This window comes from Spiroplasma endosymbiont of 'Nebria riversi' (assembly GCF_018831625.1).
Taxonomy (GTDB): domain Bacteria; phylum Bacillota_I; class Bacilli_A; order Mycoplasmatales; family Nriv7; genus Nriv7.
Genome location: NZ_CP065193.1, coordinates 1,344,251 through 1,367,506, shown reverse-complemented (window position 1 = coordinate 1,367,506; position 23,256 = coordinate 1,344,251). Strand labels below are relative to the sequence as shown.

The 23,256-nt window shown below is 25.6% G+C and carries 38 protein-coding genes and 1 pseudogene; 5 read left to right on the top strand and 34 right to left on the bottom strand.

The window, feature by feature from the left end; translation table 4 throughout:
* Positions 1-101: 101 nt before the first annotated feature.
* The 3 genes from I5Q57_RS08850 to I5Q57_RS08840 all read right to left on the bottom strand — a co-directional run bounded on the left by I5Q57_RS08850 (position 102) and on the right by I5Q57_RS08840 (position 1,048).
* Positions 102-314, bottom strand: coding sequence for a hypothetical protein (locus tag I5Q57_RS08850; protein ID WP_215826178.1), 213 nt, complete (start codon positions 312-314; stop codon positions 102-104).
* A 30-nt stretch (positions 315-344) separates the two neighbouring features.
* Positions 345-521 (bottom strand): hypothetical protein, encoded by a 177-nt coding sequence (locus tag I5Q57_RS08845; RefSeq protein ID WP_215826177.1) that lies wholly within the window; start codon positions 519-521, stop codon positions 345-347.
* A 203-nt stretch (positions 522-724) separates the two neighbouring features.
* Positions 725-1,048 carry a hypothetical protein gene (locus I5Q57_RS08840; protein WP_215826176.1) on the bottom strand — a complete coding sequence of 108 codons (324 nt, stop codon included), beginning with the start codon at positions 1,046-1,048 and terminating at the stop codon, positions 725-727.
* A 496-nt stretch (positions 1,049-1,544) separates the two neighbouring features.
* Here I5Q57_RS08840 and I5Q57_RS08835 point away from each other — a divergent pair, with 496 nt between their 5' ends.
* The 3 genes from I5Q57_RS08835 (at position 1,545) to I5Q57_RS08825 (ending at position 3,376) form a co-directional block, all read left to right on the top strand.
* On the top strand, positions 1,545-2,375 hold the full coding sequence (locus tag I5Q57_RS08835; protein WP_215826175.1) for a hypothetical protein: 831 nt from the start codon (positions 1,545-1,547) through the stop codon (positions 2,373-2,375).
* 17 nt (positions 2,376-2,392) lie between these two features.
* Positions 2,393-2,656: a hypothetical protein gene (locus I5Q57_RS08830; protein ID WP_215826174.1), complete on the top strand. Its 264-nt coding sequence runs from the start codon at positions 2,393-2,395 to the stop codon at positions 2,654-2,656.
* Positions 2,657-2,734: 78 nt separating this feature from the next.
* Positions 2,735-3,376: an ETX/MTX2 family pore-forming toxin gene (locus I5Q57_RS08825; protein WP_215826173.1), complete on the top strand. Its 642-nt coding sequence runs from the start codon at positions 2,735-2,737 to the stop codon at positions 3,374-3,376.
* Between the two features lie 35 nt (positions 3,377-3,411).
* Here the strand turns inward: I5Q57_RS08825 and I5Q57_RS09530 are convergent.
* The 18 genes and pseudogenes from I5Q57_RS09530 to I5Q57_RS08735 form a co-directional block, all read right to left on the bottom strand.
* Positions 3,412-3,819 (bottom strand): annotated as a pseudogene (locus tag I5Q57_RS09530) (DDE-type integrase/transposase/recombinase); the annotation flags it as partial.
* A gap of 630 nt (positions 3,820-4,449) precedes the next feature.
* Positions 4,450-4,902 (bottom strand): hypothetical protein, encoded by a 453-nt coding sequence (locus tag I5Q57_RS08815; protein ID WP_215826172.1) that lies wholly within the window; start codon positions 4,900-4,902, stop codon positions 4,450-4,452.
* Between the two features lie 241 nt (positions 4,903-5,143).
* On the bottom strand, positions 5,144-5,728 hold the full coding sequence (locus tag I5Q57_RS08810) for a hypothetical protein (RefSeq protein ID WP_215826171.1): 585 nt from the start codon (positions 5,726-5,728) through the stop codon (positions 5,144-5,146).
* Between the two features lie 57 nt (positions 5,729-5,785).
* Positions 5,786-5,980, bottom strand: coding sequence for a hypothetical protein (locus tag I5Q57_RS08805; protein ID WP_215826170.1), 195 nt, complete (start codon positions 5,978-5,980; stop codon positions 5,786-5,788).
* Positions 5,981-6,718: 738 nt separating this feature from the next.
* On the bottom strand, positions 6,719-7,645 hold the full coding sequence (locus I5Q57_RS08800) for an integrase catalytic domain-containing protein (RefSeq protein ID WP_215826169.1): 927 nt from the start codon (positions 7,643-7,645) through the stop codon (positions 6,719-6,721).
* 69 nt (positions 7,646-7,714) lie between these two features.
* Entirely contained in the window at positions 7,715-7,948 is a 234-nt protein-coding gene (locus I5Q57_RS08795; protein WP_215826168.1) for a hypothetical protein, read from the bottom strand.
* A 20-nt stretch (positions 7,949-7,968) separates the two neighbouring features.
* Entirely contained in the window at positions 7,969-8,247 is a 279-nt protein-coding gene (locus I5Q57_RS08790; protein WP_215826167.1) for a hypothetical protein, read from the bottom strand.
* Between the two features lies 1 nt (position 8,248).
* Positions 8,249-8,992 carry a hypothetical protein gene (locus tag I5Q57_RS08785; RefSeq protein WP_215826166.1) on the bottom strand — a complete coding sequence of 248 codons (744 nt, stop codon included), beginning with the start codon at positions 8,990-8,992 and terminating at the stop codon, positions 8,249-8,251.
* A gap of 57 nt (positions 8,993-9,049) precedes the next feature.
* Positions 9,050-9,313 carry a hypothetical protein gene (locus I5Q57_RS08780; RefSeq protein ID WP_215826165.1) on the bottom strand — a complete coding sequence of 88 codons (264 nt, stop codon included), beginning with the start codon at positions 9,311-9,313 and terminating at the stop codon, positions 9,050-9,052.
* A gap of 147 nt (positions 9,314-9,460) precedes the next feature.
* Positions 9,461-9,658: a hypothetical protein gene (locus I5Q57_RS08775; RefSeq protein ID WP_215826164.1), complete on the bottom strand. Its 198-nt coding sequence runs from the start codon at positions 9,656-9,658 to the stop codon at positions 9,461-9,463.
* Positions 9,659-9,847: 189 nt separating this feature from the next.
* Entirely contained in the window at positions 9,848-10,093 is a 246-nt protein-coding gene (locus tag I5Q57_RS08770) for a hypothetical protein (RefSeq protein ID WP_215825582.1), read from the bottom strand.
* A 9-nt stretch (positions 10,094-10,102) separates the two neighbouring features.
* Complete coding sequence (locus I5Q57_RS08765) at positions 10,103-10,429, bottom strand: hypothetical protein (RefSeq protein WP_215826163.1); 327 nt, start codon at positions 10,427-10,429, stop codon at positions 10,103-10,105.
* 13 nt (positions 10,430-10,442) lie between these two features.
* Positions 10,443-11,432, bottom strand: a complete 990-nt coding sequence (locus I5Q57_RS08760; protein ID WP_215826150.1) for a hypothetical protein — start codon at positions 11,430-11,432, stop codon at positions 10,443-10,445.
* Positions 11,433-11,462: 30 nt separating this feature from the next.
* Entirely contained in the window at positions 11,463-11,705 is a 243-nt protein-coding gene (locus tag I5Q57_RS08755; RefSeq protein WP_215826149.1) for a hypothetical protein, read from the bottom strand.
* 15 nt (positions 11,706-11,720) lie between these two features.
* Positions 11,721-11,954, bottom strand: coding sequence for a hypothetical protein (locus I5Q57_RS08750; RefSeq protein ID WP_215826162.1), 234 nt, complete (start codon positions 11,952-11,954; stop codon positions 11,721-11,723).
* 165 nt (positions 11,955-12,119) lie between these two features.
* Entirely contained in the window at positions 12,120-12,332 is a 213-nt protein-coding gene (locus I5Q57_RS08745) for a hypothetical protein (RefSeq protein ID WP_215826147.1), read from the bottom strand.
* Between the two features lie 30 nt (positions 12,333-12,362).
* Positions 12,363-12,557, bottom strand: a complete 195-nt coding sequence (locus I5Q57_RS08740) for a hypothetical protein (RefSeq protein ID WP_215826161.1) — start codon at positions 12,555-12,557, stop codon at positions 12,363-12,365.
* A 191-nt stretch (positions 12,558-12,748) separates the two neighbouring features.
* A complete protein-coding gene (locus I5Q57_RS08735) occupies positions 12,749-13,072 on the bottom strand; it encodes a hypothetical protein (RefSeq protein ID WP_215826160.1) in 324 nt (107 codons plus the stop codon).
* 841 nt (positions 13,073-13,913) lie between these two features.
* Between I5Q57_RS08735 and I5Q57_RS08730 the strand changes: the two genes are divergently transcribed.
* Complete coding sequence (locus I5Q57_RS08730) at positions 13,914-15,395, top strand: hypothetical protein (protein ID WP_215826159.1); 1,482 nt, start codon at positions 13,914-13,916, stop codon at positions 15,393-15,395.
* 24 nt (positions 15,396-15,419) lie between these two features.
* Positions 15,420-15,740, top strand: a complete 321-nt coding sequence (locus I5Q57_RS08725; protein WP_215826158.1) for an ETX/MTX2 family pore-forming toxin — start codon at positions 15,420-15,422, stop codon at positions 15,738-15,740.
* 102 nt (positions 15,741-15,842) lie between these two features.
* Here the strand turns inward: I5Q57_RS08725 and I5Q57_RS08720 are convergent, their stop codons facing one another.
* The 13 genes from I5Q57_RS08720 to I5Q57_RS08660 form a co-directional block, all read right to left on the bottom strand.
* Positions 15,843-16,925 (bottom strand): integrase core domain-containing protein, encoded by a 1,083-nt coding sequence (locus tag I5Q57_RS08720; protein ID WP_215826157.1) that lies wholly within the window; start codon positions 16,923-16,925, stop codon positions 15,843-15,845.
* Positions 16,926-16,994: 69 nt separating this feature from the next.
* The gene (locus I5Q57_RS08715) at positions 16,995-17,447 is read right to left on the bottom strand and encodes a hypothetical protein (protein WP_215826156.1); all 453 of its coding nucleotides are present in this window, start codon (positions 17,445-17,447) and stop codon (positions 16,995-16,997) included.
* A 53-nt stretch (positions 17,448-17,500) separates the two neighbouring features.
* Positions 17,501-18,523 carry a hypothetical protein gene (locus tag I5Q57_RS08710; RefSeq protein ID WP_215826155.1) on the bottom strand — a complete coding sequence of 341 codons (1,023 nt, stop codon included), beginning with the start codon at positions 18,521-18,523 and terminating at the stop codon, positions 17,501-17,503.
* Between the two features lie 57 nt (positions 18,524-18,580).
* A complete protein-coding gene (locus I5Q57_RS08705) occupies positions 18,581-19,432 on the bottom strand; it encodes a hypothetical protein (protein WP_215826154.1) in 852 nt (283 codons plus the stop codon).
* Positions 19,425-19,622 (bottom strand): hypothetical protein, encoded by a 198-nt coding sequence (locus I5Q57_RS08700; RefSeq protein WP_215826153.1) that lies wholly within the window; start codon positions 19,620-19,622, stop codon positions 19,425-19,427. Before I5Q57_RS08700 ends, I5Q57_RS08705 begins: the two co-directional genes overlap by 8 nt.
* Before the next feature lie 189 nt (positions 19,623-19,811).
* Entirely contained in the window at positions 19,812-20,057 is a 246-nt protein-coding gene (locus I5Q57_RS08695) for a hypothetical protein (protein ID WP_215826152.1), read from the bottom strand.
* A 9-nt stretch (positions 20,058-20,066) separates the two neighbouring features.
* Positions 20,067-20,393, bottom strand: a complete 327-nt coding sequence (locus I5Q57_RS08690) for a hypothetical protein (protein ID WP_215826151.1) — start codon at positions 20,391-20,393, stop codon at positions 20,067-20,069.
* A gap of 13 nt (positions 20,394-20,406) precedes the next feature.
* Positions 20,407-21,396, bottom strand: coding sequence for a hypothetical protein (locus tag I5Q57_RS08685; RefSeq protein ID WP_215826150.1), 990 nt, complete (start codon positions 21,394-21,396; stop codon positions 20,407-20,409).
* A gap of 30 nt (positions 21,397-21,426) precedes the next feature.
* Positions 21,427-21,669, bottom strand: a complete 243-nt coding sequence (locus I5Q57_RS08680; protein WP_215826149.1) for a hypothetical protein — start codon at positions 21,667-21,669, stop codon at positions 21,427-21,429.
* 15 nt (positions 21,670-21,684) lie between these two features.
* The gene (locus I5Q57_RS08675; RefSeq protein WP_215826148.1) at positions 21,685-21,918 is read right to left on the bottom strand and encodes a hypothetical protein; all 234 of its coding nucleotides are present in this window, start codon (positions 21,916-21,918) and stop codon (positions 21,685-21,687) included.
* A gap of 165 nt (positions 21,919-22,083) precedes the next feature.
* Positions 22,084-22,296, bottom strand: a complete 213-nt coding sequence (locus I5Q57_RS08670) for a hypothetical protein (RefSeq protein ID WP_215826147.1) — start codon at positions 22,294-22,296, stop codon at positions 22,084-22,086.
* Between the two features lie 30 nt (positions 22,297-22,326).
* Positions 22,327-22,521: a hypothetical protein gene (locus I5Q57_RS08665; protein WP_215826146.1), complete on the bottom strand. Its 195-nt coding sequence runs from the start codon at positions 22,519-22,521 to the stop codon at positions 22,327-22,329.
* Positions 22,522-22,712: 191 nt separating this feature from the next.
* Entirely contained in the window at positions 22,713-23,036 is a 324-nt protein-coding gene (locus tag I5Q57_RS08660; protein ID WP_215826145.1) for a hypothetical protein, read from the bottom strand.
* Positions 23,037-23,256: the final 220 nt, after the last annotated feature.

The following is a 23,256-nucleotide window of genomic DNA, read 5'->3' as shown; positions in this document are numbered from 1 at the left end:
ATTAAAATTGAAAACAAAAATACAACTTGGGGTGGTAAATCGGCAGTCGGATAAATTAATTCAATTAACTCAATAATTATTTTTTTAAACATTTTCTAAACCTACTTTTTAATTTCTTTTTCATCTTGTTCTAATAAATTTCGCTTAAACTTTGCAATAAATATTCGTTGTGCATAAGTAAAATCTTTTGGTAGCTGTTTTGCTTCACTACCATATTTCTTTTTATCTTTAAAAAACCGATAAATATTAACCGCAATATAATATGCTAGTAATAATGTTAAAATCGTAAAAAATACTAATCCAAATATACTCATCTTTCTTTTCTCCTTAATTTTCTAATCTTTTTAATATGCAATATCAACACAAAGTCAATTATCACCGACTAAATCAGTTCTAACAGATTCAACTGCAGATTTAGACGCTCAAAATTTTTGTTCTAATCCAGTTTTTTTATTAATAGAATATATAAACTTTCGACAATAATTTTTAGGTGGTTCATCCACACTAACTCACATTTTCATTTCTAAAACTCCAAAACTATTTTTTTACTACATCAAATCAAAAAAATGCAATAACTTAGTTAAATAACTCAACTCATCCATAACTAGCGGGCGGAGCATACGCTTTCCGCGCCGCTTTGCCACCATAAACATCAACCAAGATGGTGTGGTGTGTTGTATTTTTTTTACCTCTATTCTTAAGGCGCCTTAAAAAACCTTTAAAATTAATTTTTAAAATAATTAAAACTTACATCCTTTTTATCGTTCTCTTTTTCAGCAATAAAAAAATTTAACAATTCTTGTCCTATAATCAAATTAGACTCCTGCTCTTTTTTATTAACTGAAACCAACTGATATTCACCATTTCTAATTATTCCAATACAAATAGAATTTTCATATTTGCCTTTATAAACAAATCGTTTTGAAAATCAAATACCAATAGGATTACTAAATCACGGAATTTCTGGTGCTTTAATAAGAATTGCGTTTTGTGTTTCTTTTAAAAGATATTTTTTAGTATTTAAAAAAATATTTTCAATATTTCTCACATACATACCTTCCTTACAAATATATTTAGTTATATTAAACTAAGTTATATTTAGCTTAGTTATCTAACTAAGTTAAATATTTATTTTTTTAAACATTTATGTTTAACAAAATTTGTTAGTAAACTTCGTTTACTAATTAACTTAGTTTATTACTATCAAGGCACAAAAAAAATACAAGGCATAACTAAAAATAATAAATATTAATTTAACCTTATATTTCTTGTAATAAATAAATGAGCTCGTATTTATTTATTAATTAACAGCAAGTTTGTAGAAACCAAAATCTTGTCATATGTATATGGTTTCTACAAGCCTTTAAATAAACTTGTAATATACCACAGACTTATGACAAGTACAAGCATTTTTTTAAAAAAGGAATGATAAATTATAAAATTCAAGGTAAAGAAATTACAGATTAATTTTTTGGAGAAAAGTTGTTGATTATTTGGTAAATTTTATTAATTAGTAAAAATTCACGAAAAGGAAGTTAATTAATATGAAAAAATTACTAGGATTCTTAGGAACAATCACAATAGCAGGAAGCGGAATGTCGGGAATTCTTGGAAATGCACCAACTCCAGCAAAAAATGAAGTTAATTATTTACAAACAAATAATTTAGAAAATTTAAATAGAAGTAAAAGAAGCTGAAACAGTCAATCGCGTAATGAAAACAGAATAAATAGACAGTGTTTTTGAAGTGGCAAATGTAACTATTGACCTTGATTTTCTAGAGAAAATTGAATAAAAATTCAAAAAATATATAACGAAAGTAGTAATTATGATATATTTAAACCTAAGTTTATTAATATAATTGACAATATAGCTTTTAATGAAAATGAATGTTCTAGAGGTGAATATTGGAAAATTGCTAAAGCTATATGGAATGATTTTTCGGTGATTAATAATAAATATATGTCTTCAAAAATAAATTATGGACTTTACATGGAAATTTGGGATGATGGGCAATTAAACAAAAATAGTGTAGCATTACAATGTTTTAATAGTTGCCCTAGCAATAAATTTGAAAATATTGAAGAATTTATTAAAAATACTAGTTTAGGGGCTTTAAATGATAATAATCAAAATACAATTCTAACAGTAGTAAAATTCAAAAATTCTAATTTAGATACTTCACAATTAGAAGTAATTAATAAAACAAATACATCAGCTACAATTAAAGCAAAAAATAATAGCTCTTCTTATTGCGGCAATAAAAAAGTTTCTTTTTCAATCAGACAAGATTTAAATAAATTAATTAAAATAATTAATTTAGAAAATATTAATAAAAATAGTGATACAGCTATTTTGAATGAATTAAATTTTTAAATCCTAATTTAGATATTTTGCAATTAGAAGTAATTAATAAAAAAAATACATCAGCTACAATAAAAGCAAAAAATAATAGTAATAAATATTTTGATAAAAAGAAAATTTACTATGTAATAGATAATAAACAAAATAAAATTATTAATTTAGATGAATTAATTAAAAAAGGAATATTTTTAAGTTTTAGAGATAAAAATCAAGGAATTACTATAAAAGAAATTAAAGATATTAATACAAATAATCTAATATATTCAAATGTAACAGTAACAAAAAGTATTTAAACAACATACAATAAAAATAGTAAAAGTATTTGTTTTGTAACAACCACATTATTTCATAATTTATCTGCAAAACAGAATATGAAAACACCAAGTTGTAAATATACAAAAGAAACAACTATAAATTCTCAAATTACTACAGGTTTAAGTAAAACAAACAGTGAAGAAAAAAGAACGGAACAAACTTCTACTTCAAGTATGGAACATAATTGAAGTATTGAATTAAGTGCAAGTGGAGAAATATGACCTTTTGCAGAAGTTTCTGCTACTGCCGGAGTTGGAGGCAATTATGGTTCTTCCAAAGCAAATACATCTTCAGAAACAAAAACTTTAAGTAATACATTTGATTTTTCAAATAGTAAAACGCAAGAACATAAAACATCTTTAGAAGTAGAATTGCCGTCGCAAGAAATTGCGGTTGAACCAAATAAAAAAATTAAAGTTATTGCTTCATTAGAAGAAGTTTCGGCACAAGTAACATTAAATTTAAAACAAAATATTTATGGTGAAATTATTTCACAAATAACAAACACAAGTAATGAAGAAAAATCATTTAAAATTTTAATTAAAGAAATTATGGAAAAATTAAAACAATACAATCTTTTGCCACAAGAAATTACTATAAATAATGATGAAAGCATAACTTTTAACGGAAGTGCAAATAGGTCATTAAACAAAGGATTTGATGGTAATATTGGTGAATGACGGCGTTCAAAATTGTAAAAGTAATAATATTTGTTTAAATAATGTTGAAGTTCATTTTGATTTAATTTTTTGTCCTTAGCATAAAATAATTTGCTATAATGTTGGTGGAATCGTTCAATCTTTCCATTGCTCTGAGGAGAACGGATTGGTGTGATTTCGTGAACAATTCCGTTCCTAGAAAGAAAGGTCATAAAAGGCCTTTCTTTTACTTTGTATGGTTTTTTATTACTTCAGTTAGTGGTAGTGAATTCGGGGGCGTTATCAGTACGAAGGCGTTTAATTGTTATACCAAGTTCGCCGAAATCTTTCATTGCTCTTTGCACGGCATTAATAGCATTGTTAGTTCCTAAACTATCATAAACATAACCAGATACTATTCGTGTCATTTCGTCAATGAAATCATAAATATAATATTTTTTATCAACCATAAAATTTGATGTAGTAATAATTTTAGCATCCATTTGTAAAAGACCAATCTCGGAGACTTCATAACGCTTAAAATGGCATTTTGTTTGTTTAATTTGCTGTTTTAATTCTTTTCAACGAGGGTCAGATTTAATTCAGCGATAAAAAGTTTTGATATTTTTTGGAATTTTTGAATTTTCAACATCGTGAAAACCGATTTTTAAATTATTAAATAAAGACCACATTCCACCGGCTTGAAGATTTTTGTAATCAAAATATAAATCACATACTTTTTCACGAGAATTTAAACTATATTGATAATTAAGATTTTGTGGTTTTGTAGTTTTAAACAATAACAAATCTAAATTGTCAGAATAATAAGCGGTCATAATTTTTTCTGCCCACCGATAAAAGGTTCTCGTTGCATTCTTAAAATATTTTTTAATAAGTTTTGTTAAAGTAGTTTCTTCCATATAAAAATAAGTGCATAAATTTAAATAGGCAGTAATGCGTTTTTTAGTTTTATAGTAATAAGGATTACGGCAATTAGCACTTAATCAACTTTGGATTTTTGCTTTTAAATCTGCTAAATCAGCTTGGGAAATAATATATTTCATTTTTAAACTCCTTAAATTAAGAAAATCGTATTTTTTATAATACGATTTTCAAGAATGGTTATTAAATTACTAAAGCATTTTGGCAGAAAAAGATGTTATAACTCAGTTCTGATAATAATTTTGATTAGAAAATGTAATTTTAACATCAACAAGTTTATCAATAAAATATTTCTCATAATAAGAAACAATAGGAAAGCTATCTTTAACAACTCTTGTCGCATTAGATTTATAAAAATCTCTAACTTTTATTCTGGTTGAAAAATCATTATAATCATAATATTTAAAACCATATTCAAAATCTTCAAAATCAGAATTAGGAACAACAATATCAGAGGGTAATTGATTTTTAACATCACTAATATTTATACCAGTCACACTATCAAAATTACGAATAATCGTTAAATAGCTATTTGAAATTTCAGGAAATGATAAATCATATTTTTTAAAATTACTGATATTTTTACTACATCCAGAAATAAACACTACACACATTAAATTTAAAGCTGATAAAAATTTTCACATAAATAAAAATCCTCCTTTCAAAGGAATTATATTTTATATAAAAATATTAGAAACATTTAAGAAAACTTTTTTAATATCATTAACAAAATTGCTAATGGTACTACAAATTCAAATAACATCTGAAACGCCGGAATAACTTCAAATACCGGAAAGGCAGTTTTGGTAAAATTAATCGTTGTTTTAGCAATATCAGCAATGGGGCGAATTAAAAGATTAATCCCAGAAAGACCAAGTAATCAATTTAAGATACTAACAGAAGCGTGCTGAATACCACAAGATACGGCACTAAATAAACCTCAATAAGAACAGAGTTGGGTGTTGGAATTAAATCATCCACATTACCGCTTATGCCGCCACCAATAAAAGCCGTTGAATTCAAAATGTTAAAATCGTATAAAGAATAATGATATTCAGTACTTTCATTTTTCTTTTTATATAGTGGAAAAGTTAGCGTAAAAATATTAATCCCATACATGACATCAACTTTAGCGTTGTAAAAATGCAATTTATTGCTAGTAACATTCCATAATTGGTTATCATATGCTTTTAACACATTAAAATCTATTTGATAAGAACTTTTACCAGTTTTAAAATCATTAGCAATTTGTTTATCTTTCACAAAAAAATACGAACGAAAAATCATATTCTTACTATTTTCTATTGTTGAATCAAAATTAATTAAATACTGTTTGGGATAAAAGGTAATTAAGGAACGATAGAAAAAACCCATTTGTAAAACATTTTTAGGAATTTGTTGCATTCCTTTGTAATCTAATTCTACATAAGTAGAGGCATCTGTATCAAAACTCGCATAAAAGAATTGCACAAAAAACTCACCTAAAACTTTATAAATTTTGTTAAATAAAATTAATAAAATCAATAGTTAAATCTTTTGATAATAAAGCATAAAATCTTTAAAATCAGTTTTTAATTTATCATCATAGCGTAAAAAATGGAAAGTATTACCATAATAATTAACTTGTCCAAAAAAGGTATTAATAAAATCTCCTCCAAAACTTGTTCGTGAGCCAGATTTTCAAAGCGATTTACCATTTTCTAAAAACTCATTATTACCCACAATACTACCGTGCTCAGTTTTTATAGTAATAACATCACCAAAACTAGAAAAGGAAAGTTAAATAAAAATAACTTTATCAATCATAACAGGATAAGGATATGAATTTTTGAGACATAAACTAATTGTACAATTTTGTTAAAAAACATTTAATATAATTTAAATTTAACTCATGATTTTAAAATTATCATCAAAGAAATTAAAAATTGGCACTCAATATAAGTAACTGTAATTAAATTTATCAAAATAAAGGCGTTGTTCATCAAATAATTTAGTTTACTCGAAACTGATTATACTGATATTCACCATCATTTTTAGTTATTGCAGTTGGTAATAATTGTTCATCATCTTTTTAGGTACTTGAAATTATGGAAAAATTAAAACAAACAATCTTTTGCCACAAGAAATTACTATAAATAATGATGAAAATAACTTTTAACGGAAATGCAAATAGGTCATCAACAAGGATTTGATGGTAATATTGAATTTCGTGAAGTAATAAGAAAAATAGGAAAGTTAAGTTTTTTAGTACAATCACTTTAATTGGAACAAGTACAACAAGTTTAAATTTTTTATGAAAAATCATTATAATCATAATTATTTAAAACCATATTCAAAATCTTCAAAATTGAATTAGGAACGACAATATGATGGCGTTGAATTATAAAATAATAATATTTGTTTATATAATGTTGAAGTTCATTTTGATTTAATTTTTTGTCCTTAGCATAAAATAATTTGCTATAATGTTGGTGGAATCGTTCAATCTTTCCATTGCTCTGAGGAGAACGGATTGGTGTGATTTCGTGAACAATTCCGTTTTGAAAGAAAGGTCGTAAAAGGCCTTTCTTTTACTTTGTATGGTTTTTTATTACTTCAGTTAGTGGTAGTGAATTCGGGGGCGTTATCAGTACGAAGGCGTTTAATTGTTATACCAAGTTCGCCGAAATCTTTCATTGCTCTTTGCACGGCATTAATAGCATTGTTAGTTCCTAAACTATCATAAACATAACCAGATACTATTCGTGTCATTTCGTCAATGAAATCATAAATATAATATTTTTTATCAACCATAAAATTTGATGTAGTAATTATTTTAGCATCCATTTGTAAAAGACCAATCTCGGAGACTTCATAACGCTTAAAATGGAGTTTTGTTTGTTTGTTTTGCTGCTTTAATTCTTTTCAACGAGGGTCGGATTTAATTCAACGATAAAAAGTTTTGATATTTTTTGGAACTTCTGAATTTTTAATATCGTGAAAACCGATTTTTAAATTATTAAATAAAGACCACATTCCACCGGCTTGAAGATTTTTGTAATCAAAATATAAATCACATACTTTTTCACGAGAATTTAAACTATATTGATAATTAAGATTTTGTGGTTTTGTAGTTTTAAACAATAACAAATCTAAATTGTCAGAATAATAAGCGGTCATAATTTTTTCTGCCCACCGATAAAAGGTTCTCGTTGCATTCTTAAAATATTTTTTAATAAGTTTTGTTAAAGTAGTTTCTTCCATATAAAAATAAGTGCATAAATTTAAATAGGCAGTAATGCGTTTTTTAGTTTTATAGTAATAAGGATTACGGCAATTAGCACTTAATCAACTTTGGATTTTTGCTTTTAAATCTGCTAAATCAGCTTGGGAAATAATATATTTCATTTTTAAACTCCTTAAATTAAGAAAATCGTATTTTTTGTAATACGATTTTCAAGAATGGTTATTAAATTACTAAAGTAAATCTTCAAAATCAGAATTAGGAACAACAATATCAGAGGGTAATTGATTTTTAACATCACTAATATCTATACCAGTCACACTATCAAAATTACGAATAATCGTTAAATAGCTATTTGAAATTTCAGGAAATGATAAATCATATTTTTTAAAATTACTGATATTTTTACTACATCCAGAAATAAACACTACACACATTAAATTTAAAGCTGATAAAAATTTTCGCATAAAGAAAAATCCAGAAACATTTAAGAAAACTTTTTTAATATCATTAACAAAATTGCTAATGGTACTACAAATTCAAATAACATCTGAAACGCCGGAATGACTTCAAATACTGGAAAGGCGATTTTGGTAAAATTAATCGTTGTTTTGGCAATATCCCCAAGGGGGCGAATTAAAAAATTAATCCCAGAAAGACCAAGTAATCAGTTCAACATACTAACAGAAGCGTGCTGAATGACACAAGATATGGCACTAAATAAGCCTCAATAAGAACAATTAGGTGTTGGAATTAAGTCATCCATATTACCCGCTTATTCCGCCACCAATAAAAGCTGTTGAATTCAAAATGTTAAAATCGTATAAAGAATAATGATATTCAGTACTTTCATTTTTCTTTTTATATAGTGGAAAAGTTAGCGTAAAAATATTAATCCCATACATGACATCAACTTTAGCGTTGTAAAAATGCAATTTATTGCTAGTAACATTCCATAATTGGTTATCATATGCTTTTAACACATTAAAATCTATTTGATAAGAACTTTTACCAGTTTTAAAATCATTAGCAATTTGTTTATCTTTCACAAAAAAATACGAACGAAAAATCATATTCTTACTATTTTCTATTGTTGAATCAAAATTAATTAAATACTGTTTGGGATAAAAGGTAATTAAGGAACGATAGAAAAAACCCATTTGTAAAACATTTTTAGGAATTTGTTGCATTCCTTTGTAATCTAATTCTACATAAGTAGAGGCATCTGTATCAAAACTCGCATAAAAGAATTGCACAAAAAACTCACCTAAAACTTTATAAAGTTTATTAAATAACCCATTAATAAAATCAATAGTTAAATCTTTTTGATAATGGAGCATAAAATCTTTAAAATCAAATTTTAATTTGTCATCATAGCGTAAAAAATGGAAAGTATTACCATAATAATTAACTTGTCCAAAAAAGGTATTAATAAAATCTCCTCCAAAACTTGTTCGAGACCCAGATTTTCAAAGCGATTTACCATTTTCTAAAAACTCATTATAACTCACAATGCTACCATGCTCAGTTTTTATAGTAATAACATCACCAAAACTAGAAAAGGAAAGTTATCTAAAAATAACTTTTTCAATCATATCAGGATAAGGATATGAATTTTTGCGACTTAAACTAAGTTTACTATTTTGTTTAAAACCATTTAATTTAATTGATATTTCACTCATATATTTAAAATTCTCATCAAAGAAATTAAAAATTGGCACTCAATATAAATAACTATAATTAAATTTATCAAAATCTCGGCGTTGTATCATTAAATAATCAAGTTTATCTTGAAACTGATTATACTGATTTCCTGAAATTTCAATTCACAACTTTCACCACATTGATTGGGGTTTATAGCTCATTTTTGTCGTTTCATAAAGAATTGTTCGATATTAGGTTTTGGTGGTTGTTTTGTATCAAAAAACGCCCCTAACGGCACCAAACTAATAAACATTATAATAAATCAAGAAATAATCTTATCCATCTCATCACGCTTTAAAATTCTTTTTTATTGCTTTAAAAGCATCAGAAAATTTATATTGACTATGTTGCGGACATTCACAATTAGTAACTTGCATTTGATGCTTTCTAAAAACTTTATTAAAGTAATAACCTCTAATAATTAACTTAATACCAGTTATTAACAAATAAACGATTAATAATCAAAAATACATCTTAAGAACTACATTTTGAAAATCAAACAATATAAAATCTTTAAAAAACTCATCTGTGTTAGTTCGAATTTTTGTTAAAAATATTTAAATTAGAGTAATAAATCTATGAAATATAATAAAAAAATGTATAAAACCTAAAACGCTTTTAAATCATTTAATACCTAATATTTTTTTTAACTTTTTCATTTTTTAAATCTTTAAAATTAAATATATTGTTGATAAGATACAAATCGTTCCTAAAATTTGGAAAATCGGATGTTGAGAAAATAACCTTATCCTTGGTTTAAACAAATCTAAAATTTTAATATTACTTGATAGAACTTTATTAAAATATTCTAAACCCTCACGCACATAGGCTCATAAACCTAAAAAGTCATTTAAAGCAAAAATAGAAAAAACAGCAACAAGAATAAATAATATTATTAATTTAAACATTCTAAAAACCTACCTTTTTATTCGCCGTCCGTGTTGGTTAACTCACGGTCTGTTTTTAGGGCTATTACCACTAAATTTCTTAATCGGACCACTAGATGATTTTTTCTTAGTTCCTCAATTAGCAACTGATTTTTGGTATTTTTTACGAAAACCAACTTTTGGTCGTTCAATATGAATACCTAAAATGCCGCCAATTACAAGATTTATCACAAGCATAATTAGCGGAAAAATAATAATGCGAATATCTGTTCCGGGAATGGTTAAAGTTCAAATTAAATCAAAAACTTTATAAAACATATCGCCAATTAAACTAGCCATTTTTTCTAAGTTTTCCATTTTTTAAACTCCTTTACTTGTTTTTCTTCTTCAGATTATTTTTTAACTTAGTAAGTATTTTACTGAATTTTTCCATCTTTAAATATTCTAATGCTTCAATATCCATTACATTATCATTTCAAAATTTATGTTGATAATTATCATTCAAAGCACGATTACTTAATTCACGCAAGAATGATAAATATTTATTATCGTAAAGGTTTAAAATTGACATCGGAATTTTCAATTTAAAGAAATAAATGTCTAATTCTGGAATACTACGATACTTGATTTTGCGACCTTTTTTATCATTTTTAGCATTAATTAGAGTTAATCGTCATTGTTCGTATTCGCTTACCGATTTAAAAGTGCCGTAAATAACTTGTAAATAGGGTCGAAAAATACTAACTGGTTTTTTTCTAATACCAACAATTATTGAATTCGCAATATCACGAACTTTAACTCATATATGTTCAGCTCGTTGTCCGCTTGCTAATACGATATGGGTAAATTGCCGAGCCGAAGCGAAATATTCTTGTAAACCTTGGGTTACTCTATCATTTTCTTTATAATCAGTTCCTTCTAAAAATAAGTTAGTTTCATCTCATAACAGTAAATGTTTTTCATCTAAAATTGGATAATTATAATCTAAAAGTGACATATGCCCTAATGAAAGCATTTGTTTATCTGTAATCGGAAAAGTAGAAATCGTTTTTCAACCACTTAATAAGTAAGAAGCTAAAACCATTAAAGCAGTTTTTCCAGTCCCTAAGGCACCAATGACTAAATTTAAGGGTGAATTTAATAAGAAATTAATAAAACTTCGACGAGCAAAGAAATGAGAAATTTTAGTATATAAAATATACAAAGCAATTAATAAATAAATAATATCAAATAGCATTCGTCAACTCTGAGGATTATAATAATGCAAAATCGCACCATAGAATCACGCAATAATAAATAAAGTGCGATTTAAAGCAACAAAATCATATAATCTTAAATTTATTTTCTTAAACAATAACATCCGTAAATCACACTTTCTTTATTTTTATTATTATCTACCGGGCATTAATTTTTCAAACATTTTGAAAGCGATTAAAAATAAACCAATAATCACACCAAGCAAGAAAACTCAATATGTAGCAAAGAAATTAACGACATTTGGCATATTACCACCAATAATATCAGTTCAAATATTACCAAATGCTTTAATTAATGCTTTTCATAAGTTAGTAACCGCTTGTTCACCAGTAATTGCTCCTGATGTATTTCCTTCTACTAAGAAATTTATTAACATATAATCACCCCCTTTCTAAACAAAATATGATTTAACCTTATAAAATAAAATAACCATAAATAAAACAATGAATACTAACACCATTCAAAAGGCAATATTTGCTACTAAAAGTCAAAGTGTTTTTTGAGTTAAATTAATTTCTTTACCACCAGTAATACGAGCCGGGATAGTTGTAATTTGAATAAATAAATCCCGAAAATACAATTTTATTTGTTCTCAATCTAAATCTTTTCAAGCAAATAAAAACATAATAATTACCGCTTAAAAGGTCAAAAGAGTAGAAAAATAATGGCAGAGAACAGCATTACAATTATTAAAATTGAAAACAAAAATACAACTTGGGGTGGTAAATCGGCAGTTGGATAAATTAATTCAATTAACTCAATAATTATTTTTTTAAACATTTTCTAAAACCTACTTTTTAATTTCTTTTTCATCTTGTTCTAATAAATTTCGCTTAAACTTTGCAATAAATATTCGTTGTGAATAAGTAAAATCTTTTGGCAACCGCTTTGCTTCGCTACCATATTTCTTTTTATCTTTAAAAAACCGATAAATATTAACCGCAATATAATATGCTAGTAATAATGTTAAAATCGTAAAAAACACTAATCCAAATATATTCATCTTCCTTTTCTCCTTAATTTTTTAATTAATTTATTGTTTTAAATAATTATGTTCAACAAAATCAACACAAAGTCAATTATCACCAACTAAATCAGTTCTAACAGAATCAACTGCAAATTTAGACGCTCAAATTTTTTGTTCTAATCCGGTTTTTTTATTAATAGAATATATAAACTCTTGACAATAATCTTTGCCAGGATCATCCACACTAACTCACATTTTCATTTCTAAAACTCCAAAACTATTTTTTACTACACGAAATCAAAAAAATGCAATAACTTAGTTAAATAACTCAACTCATCCATAACTAGCGGGCGGAGCATACGCTTTCCGCACCGCTTCGCCACTATAAACATCAACCAAGATGTTTTTTTTATTTACCTCTATTCTTAAGGCGCCTTAAAACACCTTTAAAATTAATTTTTAAAATAATTAAAACTTACATCCTTTTTATCGTTCTCTTTTTCAGCAATAAAAAAATTTAACAATTCTTGTCCTATAATCAAATTAGACTCCTGCTCTTTTTTATTAACTGAAACCAACTGATACTCACCATTTCTAATTATTCCAATACAAATAGAATTTTCATATTTGCCTTTATAAACAAATCGCTTTGAAAATCAAATACCAATAGGATTACTAAATCACGGAATTTCTGGTTCTTTAATAAGAATTGCGTTTTGTGTTTCTTTTAAAAGATATTTTTTAGTATTTAAAAAAATATTTTCAATATTTCTCACATACATACCTTCCTTACAACTATATTTAGTTATATTAAAATAAGTTATATTTAGCTTAGTTATCTAACTAAGTTAAATATTTATTTTTTTAAACATTTATGTTTAACAAAATTTGTTAGTAAACTTCGTTTACTAATTAACTTAGTTTATTACTATCAAGGCACAAAAAAATACAAGGCATAACTAAAAATAATAAATATTAATTTAACCTTATATTTCTTGTAATAAATAAATGAGCTCGTATTTATTTATTAATTAAAAGCAAGTTTGTAGAAACCAAAATCTTGTCATATGTATATGGTTTCTACCCCTTTAAATAAACTTGTAATATACCACAGACTTATGACAAGTACAAGCATTTTTTTAAAAAAGGAATAATAAATTATAGACGCGTAAAGTTTTCTTGGGTAGAAAAAGGTTTAAATAATTTTGAAAGAAAAGTAAATGAAAATTTATTACCTTTTTATTTGAAAAATAAGTAATAAAACAAAATATTTAATATTAACAAACATAATCTTAATAAAAAGGTTATAAAAACTAAGTAAAATGCTTATAAAAACAACATTAAAATAATTTTTTACAACAAAAATCATACATAAGAAATATATACTTAATTTGAATATTAAAATAATTTATAGTAAATGATTATTTTTTCTTTTTTTAAAAATACCTAAGAAAACTAAACGCGCCCATTATAAAATAATGCAGAAAATTTTTAAAAATAGTTTATAATTAAATTTCAAGGTAAAGAAATTACAGATTAATTTTTTGGAGAAAAGTTGTTGATTATTTGGTAAATTTTATTAATTAGTAAAAATTCACGAAAAGGAAGTTAATTAATATGAAAAAATTACTAGGATTCTTAGGAACAATCACAATAGCAGGAAGCGGAATGTCGGGAATTCTTGGAAATGCACCAACTCCAGCAAAAAATGAAGTTAATTATTTACAAACAAATAATTTAGAAAATTTAAATAGAAGTAAAAGAAGCTGAAACAGTCAATCGCGTAATGAAAACAGAATAAATAGACAGTGTTTTTGAAGTGGCAAATGTAACTATTGACCTTGATTTTCTAGAGAAAATTGAATAAAAATTCAAAAAATATATAACGAAAGTAGTAATTATGATATATTTAAACCTAAGTTTATTAATATAATTGACAATATAGCTTTTAATGAAAATGAATGTTCTAGAGGTGAATATTGGAAAATTGCTAAAGCTATATGGAATGATTTTTCGGTGATTAATAATAAATATATGTCTTCAAAAATAAATTATGGACTTTACATGGAAATTTGGGATGATGGGCAATTAAACAAAAATAGTGTAGCATTACAATGTTTTAATAGTTGCCCTAGCAATAAATTTGAAAATATTGAAGAATTTATTAAAAATACTAGTTTAGGGGCTTTAAATGATAATAATCAAAATACAATTCTAATAGCAGTAAAATCCAAAAATAATAATTTAAATATATCACAATTAGAAATAACTAATAAAACAAATACATCAGCCACAATTAAAGCAAAAAATGATAGCTCTTCTTATTATGGCAATAAAAAAGTTTCTTTTTCAATCAGACAAGATTTAAATAAATTAATTAAAAAAAGTAATTTAGGAAATATTAATAAAAATAGTGATACAGCTATTTTGAATGAATTAAATTTTTTAAATCCTAATTTAGATATTTTGCAATTAGAAGTAATTAATAAAAAAAATACATCAGCTACAATAAAAGCAAAAAATAATAGTAATAAATATTTTGATAAAAAGAAAATTTACTATGTAATAGATAATAAACAAAATAAAATTATTAATTTAGATGAATTAATTAAAAAAGGAATATTTTTAAGTTTTAGAGATAAAAATCAAGGAATTACTATAAAAGAAATTAAAGATATTAATACAAATAATCTAATATATTCAAATGTAACAGCAACAAAAAATATTGAACCAACATATACTAAAAATAGTAAAAGTATTTGTTTTGGAACAACCACATTATTTCATAATTTATCTGCAAAACAGAATATGAAAACACCAAGTTGTAAATATACAAAAGAAACAACTATAAATTCTCAAATTACTACAGGTCTAAGTAAAACAAACAGTGAAGAAAAAAGAACGGAACAAACTTCTACTTCAAGTATGGAACATAATTGAAGTATTGAATTAAGTGCAAGTGGAGAAATATGACCTTTTGCAGAAGTTTCTGCTACTGCCGGAGTTGGAGGCAATTATGGTTCTTCCAAAGCAAATACATCTTCAGAAACAAAAACTTTAAGTAATACATTTGATTTTTCAAATAGTAAAACGCAATAACATAAAACATCTTTAGAAGTAGAATTGCCGTCGCAAGAAATTGCGGTTGAACCAAATAAAAAAATTAAAGTTATTGCTTCATTAGAAGAAGTTTCGGCACAAGTAACATTAAATTTAAAACAAAATATTTATGGTGAAATTATTTCACAAATAACAAACACAAGTAATGAAGAAAAATCATTTAAAATTTTAATTAAAGAAATTATGGAAAAATTAAAACAATACAATCTTTTGCCACAAGAAATTACTATAAATAATGATGAAAGCATAACTTTTAACGGAAGTGCAAATAGGTCATTAAACAAAGGATTTGATGGTAATATTGAATTTCGTGAAGTAAAATAAAAATAAGAAAATATTAAGTTTTTTAGTAGAAATCACTTTAATTGGAACAAGTACAACAAGTTTAAATTTTTTATGAAAAATAATTATTCAAACTTCTAGAAATTACTTTGTTAAAAATTTTTGTAGTGCTTGAAAGGGGGTTGTCATTTTTAGCGACGAATGACGGCGTTCAAAATTGTAAAAGTAATAATATTTGTTTAAATAATGTTGAAGTTCATTTTGATTTAATTTTTTGTCCTTAGCATAAAATAATTTGCTATAATGTTGGTGGAATCGTTCAATCTTTCCATTGCTCTGAGGAGAACGGATTGGTGTGATTTCGTGAACAATTCCGTTCCTAGAAAGAAAGGTTGTAAAAGGCCTTTCTTTTACTTTGTATGGTTTTTTATTACTTCAGTTAGTGGTAGTGAATTCGGGGGCGTTATCAGTACGAAGGCGTTTAATTGTTATGCCAAGTTCGCTAAAATCTTTCATTGCTCTTTGCACAGCGTTAATAGCATTGTTAGTTCCTAAACTATCATAAACATAACCAAATACTATTCGTGTCATTTCGTCAATGAAATCATAAATGTAATATTTTTTATCAACCATAAAATTTGATGTAGTAATTATTTTAGCATCCATTTGTAAAAGACCAATCTCGGAGACTTCATACCGCTTAAAATGGCATTTTGTTTGTTTAATTTGCTGTTTTAATTCTTTTCAACGAGGGTCAGATTTAATTCAGCGATAAAAAGTTTTGATATTTTTTGGAATTTTTGAATTTTCAACATCGTGAAAACCGATTTTTAAATTATTAAATAAAGACCACATTCCACCGGCTTGAAGATTTTTGTAATCAAAATATAAATCACATACTTTTTCACGAGAATTTAAACTATATTGATAATTAAGATTTTGTGGTTTTGTACTTTTAAACAATAATAAATCTAAATTGTCAGAATAATAAGCCGTCATAATTTTTTCTGCCCAACGATAAAGGGTTTTCGTTGCACCCTTAAAATATTTTTTAATAAGTTTTGTTAAAGTAGTTTCTTCAATATAAAAATAAGTACATAAATTTAAATAGGCAGTAATGCGTTTTTTATTTTTATAGTAATAAGGATTACGGCAATTAGCACTTAATCAACTTTGGATTTTTGCTTTTAAATCTGCTAAATCAGCTTGGGAAATAATATATTTCATTTTTAAACTCCTTAAATTAAGAAAATCGTATTTTTTGTAATACGAGTTTCAAGAATGGTTATTAAATTACTAAAGCATTTTGGCATAAAAAGATGTTATAACTCAGTTCTGATAATAATTTTGATTAGAAAATGTAATTTTAACATCAACAAGTTTATCAATAAAATATTTCTCATAATAAGAAACAATAGGAAAGCTATCTTTAACAACTCTTGTCGCATTAGATTTATAAAAATCTCTAACTTTTATTCTGGTTGAAAAATCATTATAATCATAATATTTAAAACCATATTCAAAATCTTCAAAATCAGAATTAGGAACAACAATATCGGAGGGTAATTGATTTTTAACATCACTAATATCTATACCAGTCACACTATCAAAATTACGAATAATCGTTAAATAGCTATTTGAAATTTCAGGAAATGATAAATCATATTTTTTAAAATTACTGATATTTTTACTACATCCAGAAATAAACACTACACACATTAAATTTAAAGCTGATAAAAATTTTCGCATAAAGAAAAATCCTCCTTTCAAAGGAATTATATTATAAAAAATATTAGAAACATTTAAGAAAACTTTTTTAATATCATTAACAAAATTGCTAATGGTACTACAAATTCAAATAACATCTGAAACGCCGGAATAACTTCAAATACCGGAAAGGCAGTTTTGGTAAAATTAATCGTTGTTTTAGCAATATCAGCAATGGGGCGAATTAAAAGATTAATCCCAGAAAGACCAAGTAATCAATTTAAGACACTAACAGAAGCGTGCTGAATGACACAAGATATGGCACTAAATAAACCTCAATAAGAACAGTTGGGTGTTGGAATTAAATCATCCACATTACCGCTTATGCCGCCACCAATAAAAGCCGTTGAATTCAAAATGTTAAAATCGTATAAAGAATAATGATATTCAGTACTTTCATTTTTCTTTTTATATAGTGGAAAAGTTAGCGTAAAAATATTAATCCCATACATGACATCAACTTTAGCGTTGTAAAAATGCAATTTATTGCTAGTAACATTCCATAATTGGTTATCATATGCTTTTAACACATTAAAATCTATTTGATAAGAACTTTTACCAGTTTTAAAATCATTAGCAATTTGTTTATCTTTCACAAAAAAATACGAACGAAAAATCATATTCTTACTATTTTCGATTGTTGAACCAAAGTTAATTAAATACTGTTTGGGATAAAAGGTAATTAAGGAACGATAGAAAAAACCCATTTGTAAAACATTTTTAGGAATTTGTTGCATTCCTTTGTAATCTAATTCTACATAAGTAGAGGCATCTGTATCAAAACTCGCATAAAAGAATTGCACAAAAAACTCACCTAAAACTTTATAAAGTTTATTAAATAACCCATTAATAAAATCAATAGTTAAATCTTTTTGATAATGGAGCATAAAATCTTTAAAATCAAATTTTAATTTGTCATCATAGCGTAAAAAATGGAAAGTATTACCATAATAATTAACTTGTCCAAAAAAGGTATTAATAAAATCTCCTCCAAAACTTGTTCGAGACCCAGATTTTCAAAGCGATTTACCATTTTCTAAAAACTCATTATAACTCACAATGCTACCATGCTCAGTTTTTATAGTAATAACATCACCAAAACTAGAAAAGGAAAGTTATCTAAAAATAACTTTTTCAATCATATCAGGATAAGGATATGAATTTTTGCGACTTAAACTAAGTTTACTATTTTGTTTAAAACCATTTAATTTAATTGATATTTCACTCATATATTTAAAATTCTCATCAAAGAAATTAAAAATTGGCACTCAATATAAATAACTATAATTAAATTTATCAAAATCTCGGCGTTGTATCATCAAATAATCTAGTTTATCTCGAAACTGATTATACTGATATTCACCATCATTTTTAGTTATTGCAGTTGGTAATAATTGTTCATCATCTTTTTCAGGTACTTGAATTACAGGGGGAGGCGGAGCAACATATACTTTTGCAGAAAAAGATGTTATAACTCAGTTCTGATAATAATTTTGATTAGAAAATGTAATTTTAACATCAACAAGTTTATCAATAAAATATTTCTCATAATAAGAAACAATAGGAAAGTTATCTTTAACAACTCTTGTCGCATTAGATTTATAAAAATCTCTAACTTTTATTCTGGTTGAAAAATCATTATAATCATAATATTTAAAACCATATTCAAAATTTTCAAAATCAGAATTAGGAACAACAATATCAGATGGTAATTGATTTTTAACATCACTAATATCTATACCAGTCACACTATCAAAATTACTAATAATCGTTAAATAGCTATTTGAAATTTCCTGAAATTTCAACTCACAACTTTCACCACATTGACTGGGGTTTGTAGCTCGTTTTTCTCGTTTCATAAAAAATTGTTCTATATTAGGTTTTGGTGGTTGTTTTGTATCAAAGAACGCTCCTAGCGGTACCAAACTAATAAAAATTATAATAAATCAAGAAATAATCTTATGCATTTCATCACGCCTTAAAACTCTCGTTTATTGCTTTAAAAGCATCAGAAAATTTATATTGACTATGTTGCGGACATTCACAATTAGTAACTTGCATTTGATGCTTTCTAAAAACTTTATTAAAGTAATAACCTCTAATAATTAACTTAATACCAGTTATTAACAAATAAACGATTAATAATCAAAAATACATCTTAAGAACTACATTTTGAAAATCAAACAATATAAAATCTTTAAAAAACTCATCTGTGTTAGTTCGAATTTTTGTTAAAAATATTTAAATTAGAGTAATAAATCTATGAAATATAATAAAAAAATGTATAAAACCTAAAACGCTTTTAAATCATTTAATACCTAATATTTTTTTTAACTTTTTCATTTTTTAAATCTTTAAAATTAAATATATTGTTGATAAAATACAAATCGTTCCTAAAATTTGGAAAATCGGATGTTGAGAAAATAACCTTATCATTGGTTTAAAAAAATCTAAAATTTTAATATTACTTGATAGAACTTTATTAAAATATTCTAAACCCTCACGCACATAGGATCATAAACCTAAAAAGTCATTTAAAGCAAAAATAGAAAAAACAGAAACAAGAATAAATAACATTATTAATTTAAACATTTTCTAAACCTACCTTTTTATTTGCCGTCCGTGTTGGTTAACTCACGGTCTGTTTTTAGGGCTATTACCACTAAATTTCTTAATCGGACCACTAGATGATTTTTTCTTAGTTCCTCAATTAGCAACTGATTTTTGGTATTTTTTACGAAAACCAACTTTTGGTCGTTCAATATGAATACCTAAAATGCCACCAATTACAAGATTTATCACAAGCATAATTAGCGGAAAAATAATAATGCGAATATCTGTTCCGGGAATGGTTAAAGTTCAAATTAAATCAAAAACTTTATAAAACATATCGCCAATTAAACTAGCCATTTTTTCTAAGTTTTCCATTTTTTAAACTCCTTTACTTGTTTTTCTTCTTCAGATTATTTTTTAACTTAGTAAGTATTTTACTGAATTTTTCCATCTTTAAATATTCTAATGCTTCAATATCCATTACATTATCATTTCAAAATTTATGTTGATAATTATCATTCAAAGCACGATTACTTAATTCACGCAAGAATGATAAATATTTATTATCGTAAAGGTTTAAAATTGACATCGGAATTTTCAATTTAAAGAAATAAATGTCTAATTCTGGAATACTACGATACTTGATTTTGCGACCTTTTTTATCATTTTTAGCATTAATTAGAGTTAATCGTCATTGTTCGTATTCGCTTACCGATTTAAAAGTGCCGTAAATAACTTGTAAATAGGGTCGAAAAATACTAACTGGTTTTTTTCTAATACCAACAATTATTGAATTCGCAATATCACGAACTTTAACTCATATATGTTCAGCTCGTTGTCCGCTTGCTAATACGATATGGGTAAATTGCCGAGCCGAAGCGAAATATTCTTGTAAACCTTGGGTTACTCTATCATTTTCTTTATAATCAGTTCCTTCTAAAAATAAGTTAGTTTCATCTCATAACAGTAAATGTTTTTCATCTAAAATTGGATAATTATAATCTAAAAGTGACATATGCCCTAATGAAAGCATTTGTTTATCTGTAATCGGAAAAGTAGAAATCGTTTTTCAACCACTTAATAAGTAAGAAGCTAAAACCATTAAAGCGGTTTTTCCAGTCCCTAAAGCGCCAATTACTAAATTTAAAGGTGAATTTAATAAGAAATTAATAAAACTACGACGAGCAAAGAAATGAGAAATTTTAGTATATAAAATATACAAAGCAATTAATAAATAAATAATATCAAATAGCATTCGCCAACTCTGAGGATTATAATAATGCAAAATCGCACCATAGAATCACGCAATAATAAATAAAGTGCGATTTAAAGCAACAAAATCATATAATCTTAAATTTATTTTCTTAAACAATAACATCCGTAAATCACACTTTCTTTATTTTTATTATTATCTACCGGGCATTAATTTTTCAAACATTTTGAAAGCGATTAAAAATAAACCAATAATCACACCAAGCAAGAAAACTCAATATGTAGCAAAGAAATTAACGACATTTGGCATATTACCACCAATAATATCAGTTCAAATATTACCAAATGCTTTAATTAATGCTTTTCATAAGTTAGTAACCGCTTGTTCACCAGTAATTGCTCCTGATGTATTTCCTTCTACTAAGAAATTTATTAACATATAATCACCCCCTTTCTAAACAAAATATGATTTAACCTTATAAAATAAAATAACCATAAATAAAACAATGAATACTAACACCATTCAAAAGGCAATATTTGCTACTAAAAGTCAAAGTGGTTCTTTCATTAAATCAATTTCTTTACCACCAGTAATACACGCCGGAATAGTTGTAATTTGGATAAATAAATCTCAAAAATACAATTTTGTCATTTCTCAATCTAAATCTTTTCAAGCAACTAAAAACATAATAATTACCGCTCAAAAGGTCAAAAGAGTAGAAAAATAATGGCAGAGAACAGCATTACAATTATTAAAATTGAAAACAAAAATACAACTTGGGGTGGTAAATCGGCAGTTGGATAAATTAATTCAATTAACTCAATAATTATTTTTTTAAACATTTTCTAAAACCTACTTTTTAATTTCTTTTTCATCTTGTTCTAATAAATTTCGCTTAAACTTTGCAATAAATATTCGTTGTGAATAAGTAAAATCTTTTGGCAACCGCTTTGCTTCGCTACCATATTTCTTTTTATCTTTAAAAAACCGATAAATATTAACCGCAATATAATATGCTAGTAATAATGTTAAAATCGTAAAAAACACTAATCCAAATATATTCATCTTCCTTTTCTCCTTAATTTTTTAATTAATTTATTGTTTTAAATAATTATGTTCAACAAAATCAACACAAAGTCAATTATCACCAACTAAATCAGTTCTAACAGAATCAACTGCAAATTTAGACGCTCAAATTTTTTGTTCTAATCCGGTTTTTTTATTAATAGAATATATAAACTCTTGACAATAATCTTTGCCAGGTTCATCCACACTAACTCACATTTTCATTTCTAAAACTCCAAAACTATTTTTTACTACACGAAATCAAAAAAATGCAATAACTTAGTTAAATAACTCAACTCATCCATAACTAGCGGGCGGAGCATACGCTTTCCGCACCGCTTCGCCACTATAAACATCAACCAAGATGTTTTTTTTATTTACCTCTATTCTTAAGGCGCCTTAAAAAACCTTTAAAATTAATTTTTAAAATAATTAAAACTTACATCCTTTTTATAGTTCTCTTTTTCAGCAATAAAAAAATTTAACAATTCCTGCCCTATAATCAAATTAGACTCCTGCTCTTTCTTATTAACTGAAACCAACTGATACTCACCATTTCTAATTATTCCAATACAAATAGAATTTTCATATTTGCCTTTATAAACAAATCGCTTTGAAAATCAAATACCAATAGGATTACTAAATCACGGAATTTCTGGTGCTTTAATAAGAATTGCGTTTTGTGTTTCTTTTAAAAGATATTTTTTAGTATTTAAAAAAATATTTTCAATATTTCTCACATACATACCTTCCTTACAAATATATTTAGTTATATTAAACTAAGTTATATTTAGCTTAGTTATCTAACTAAGTTAAATATTTATTTTTTTAAACATTTATGTTTAACAAAATTTGTTAGTAAACTTCGTTTACTAATTAACTTAGTTTATTACTATCAAGGCACAAAAAAATACAAGGCATAACTAAAAATAATAAATATTAATTTAACCTTATATTTCT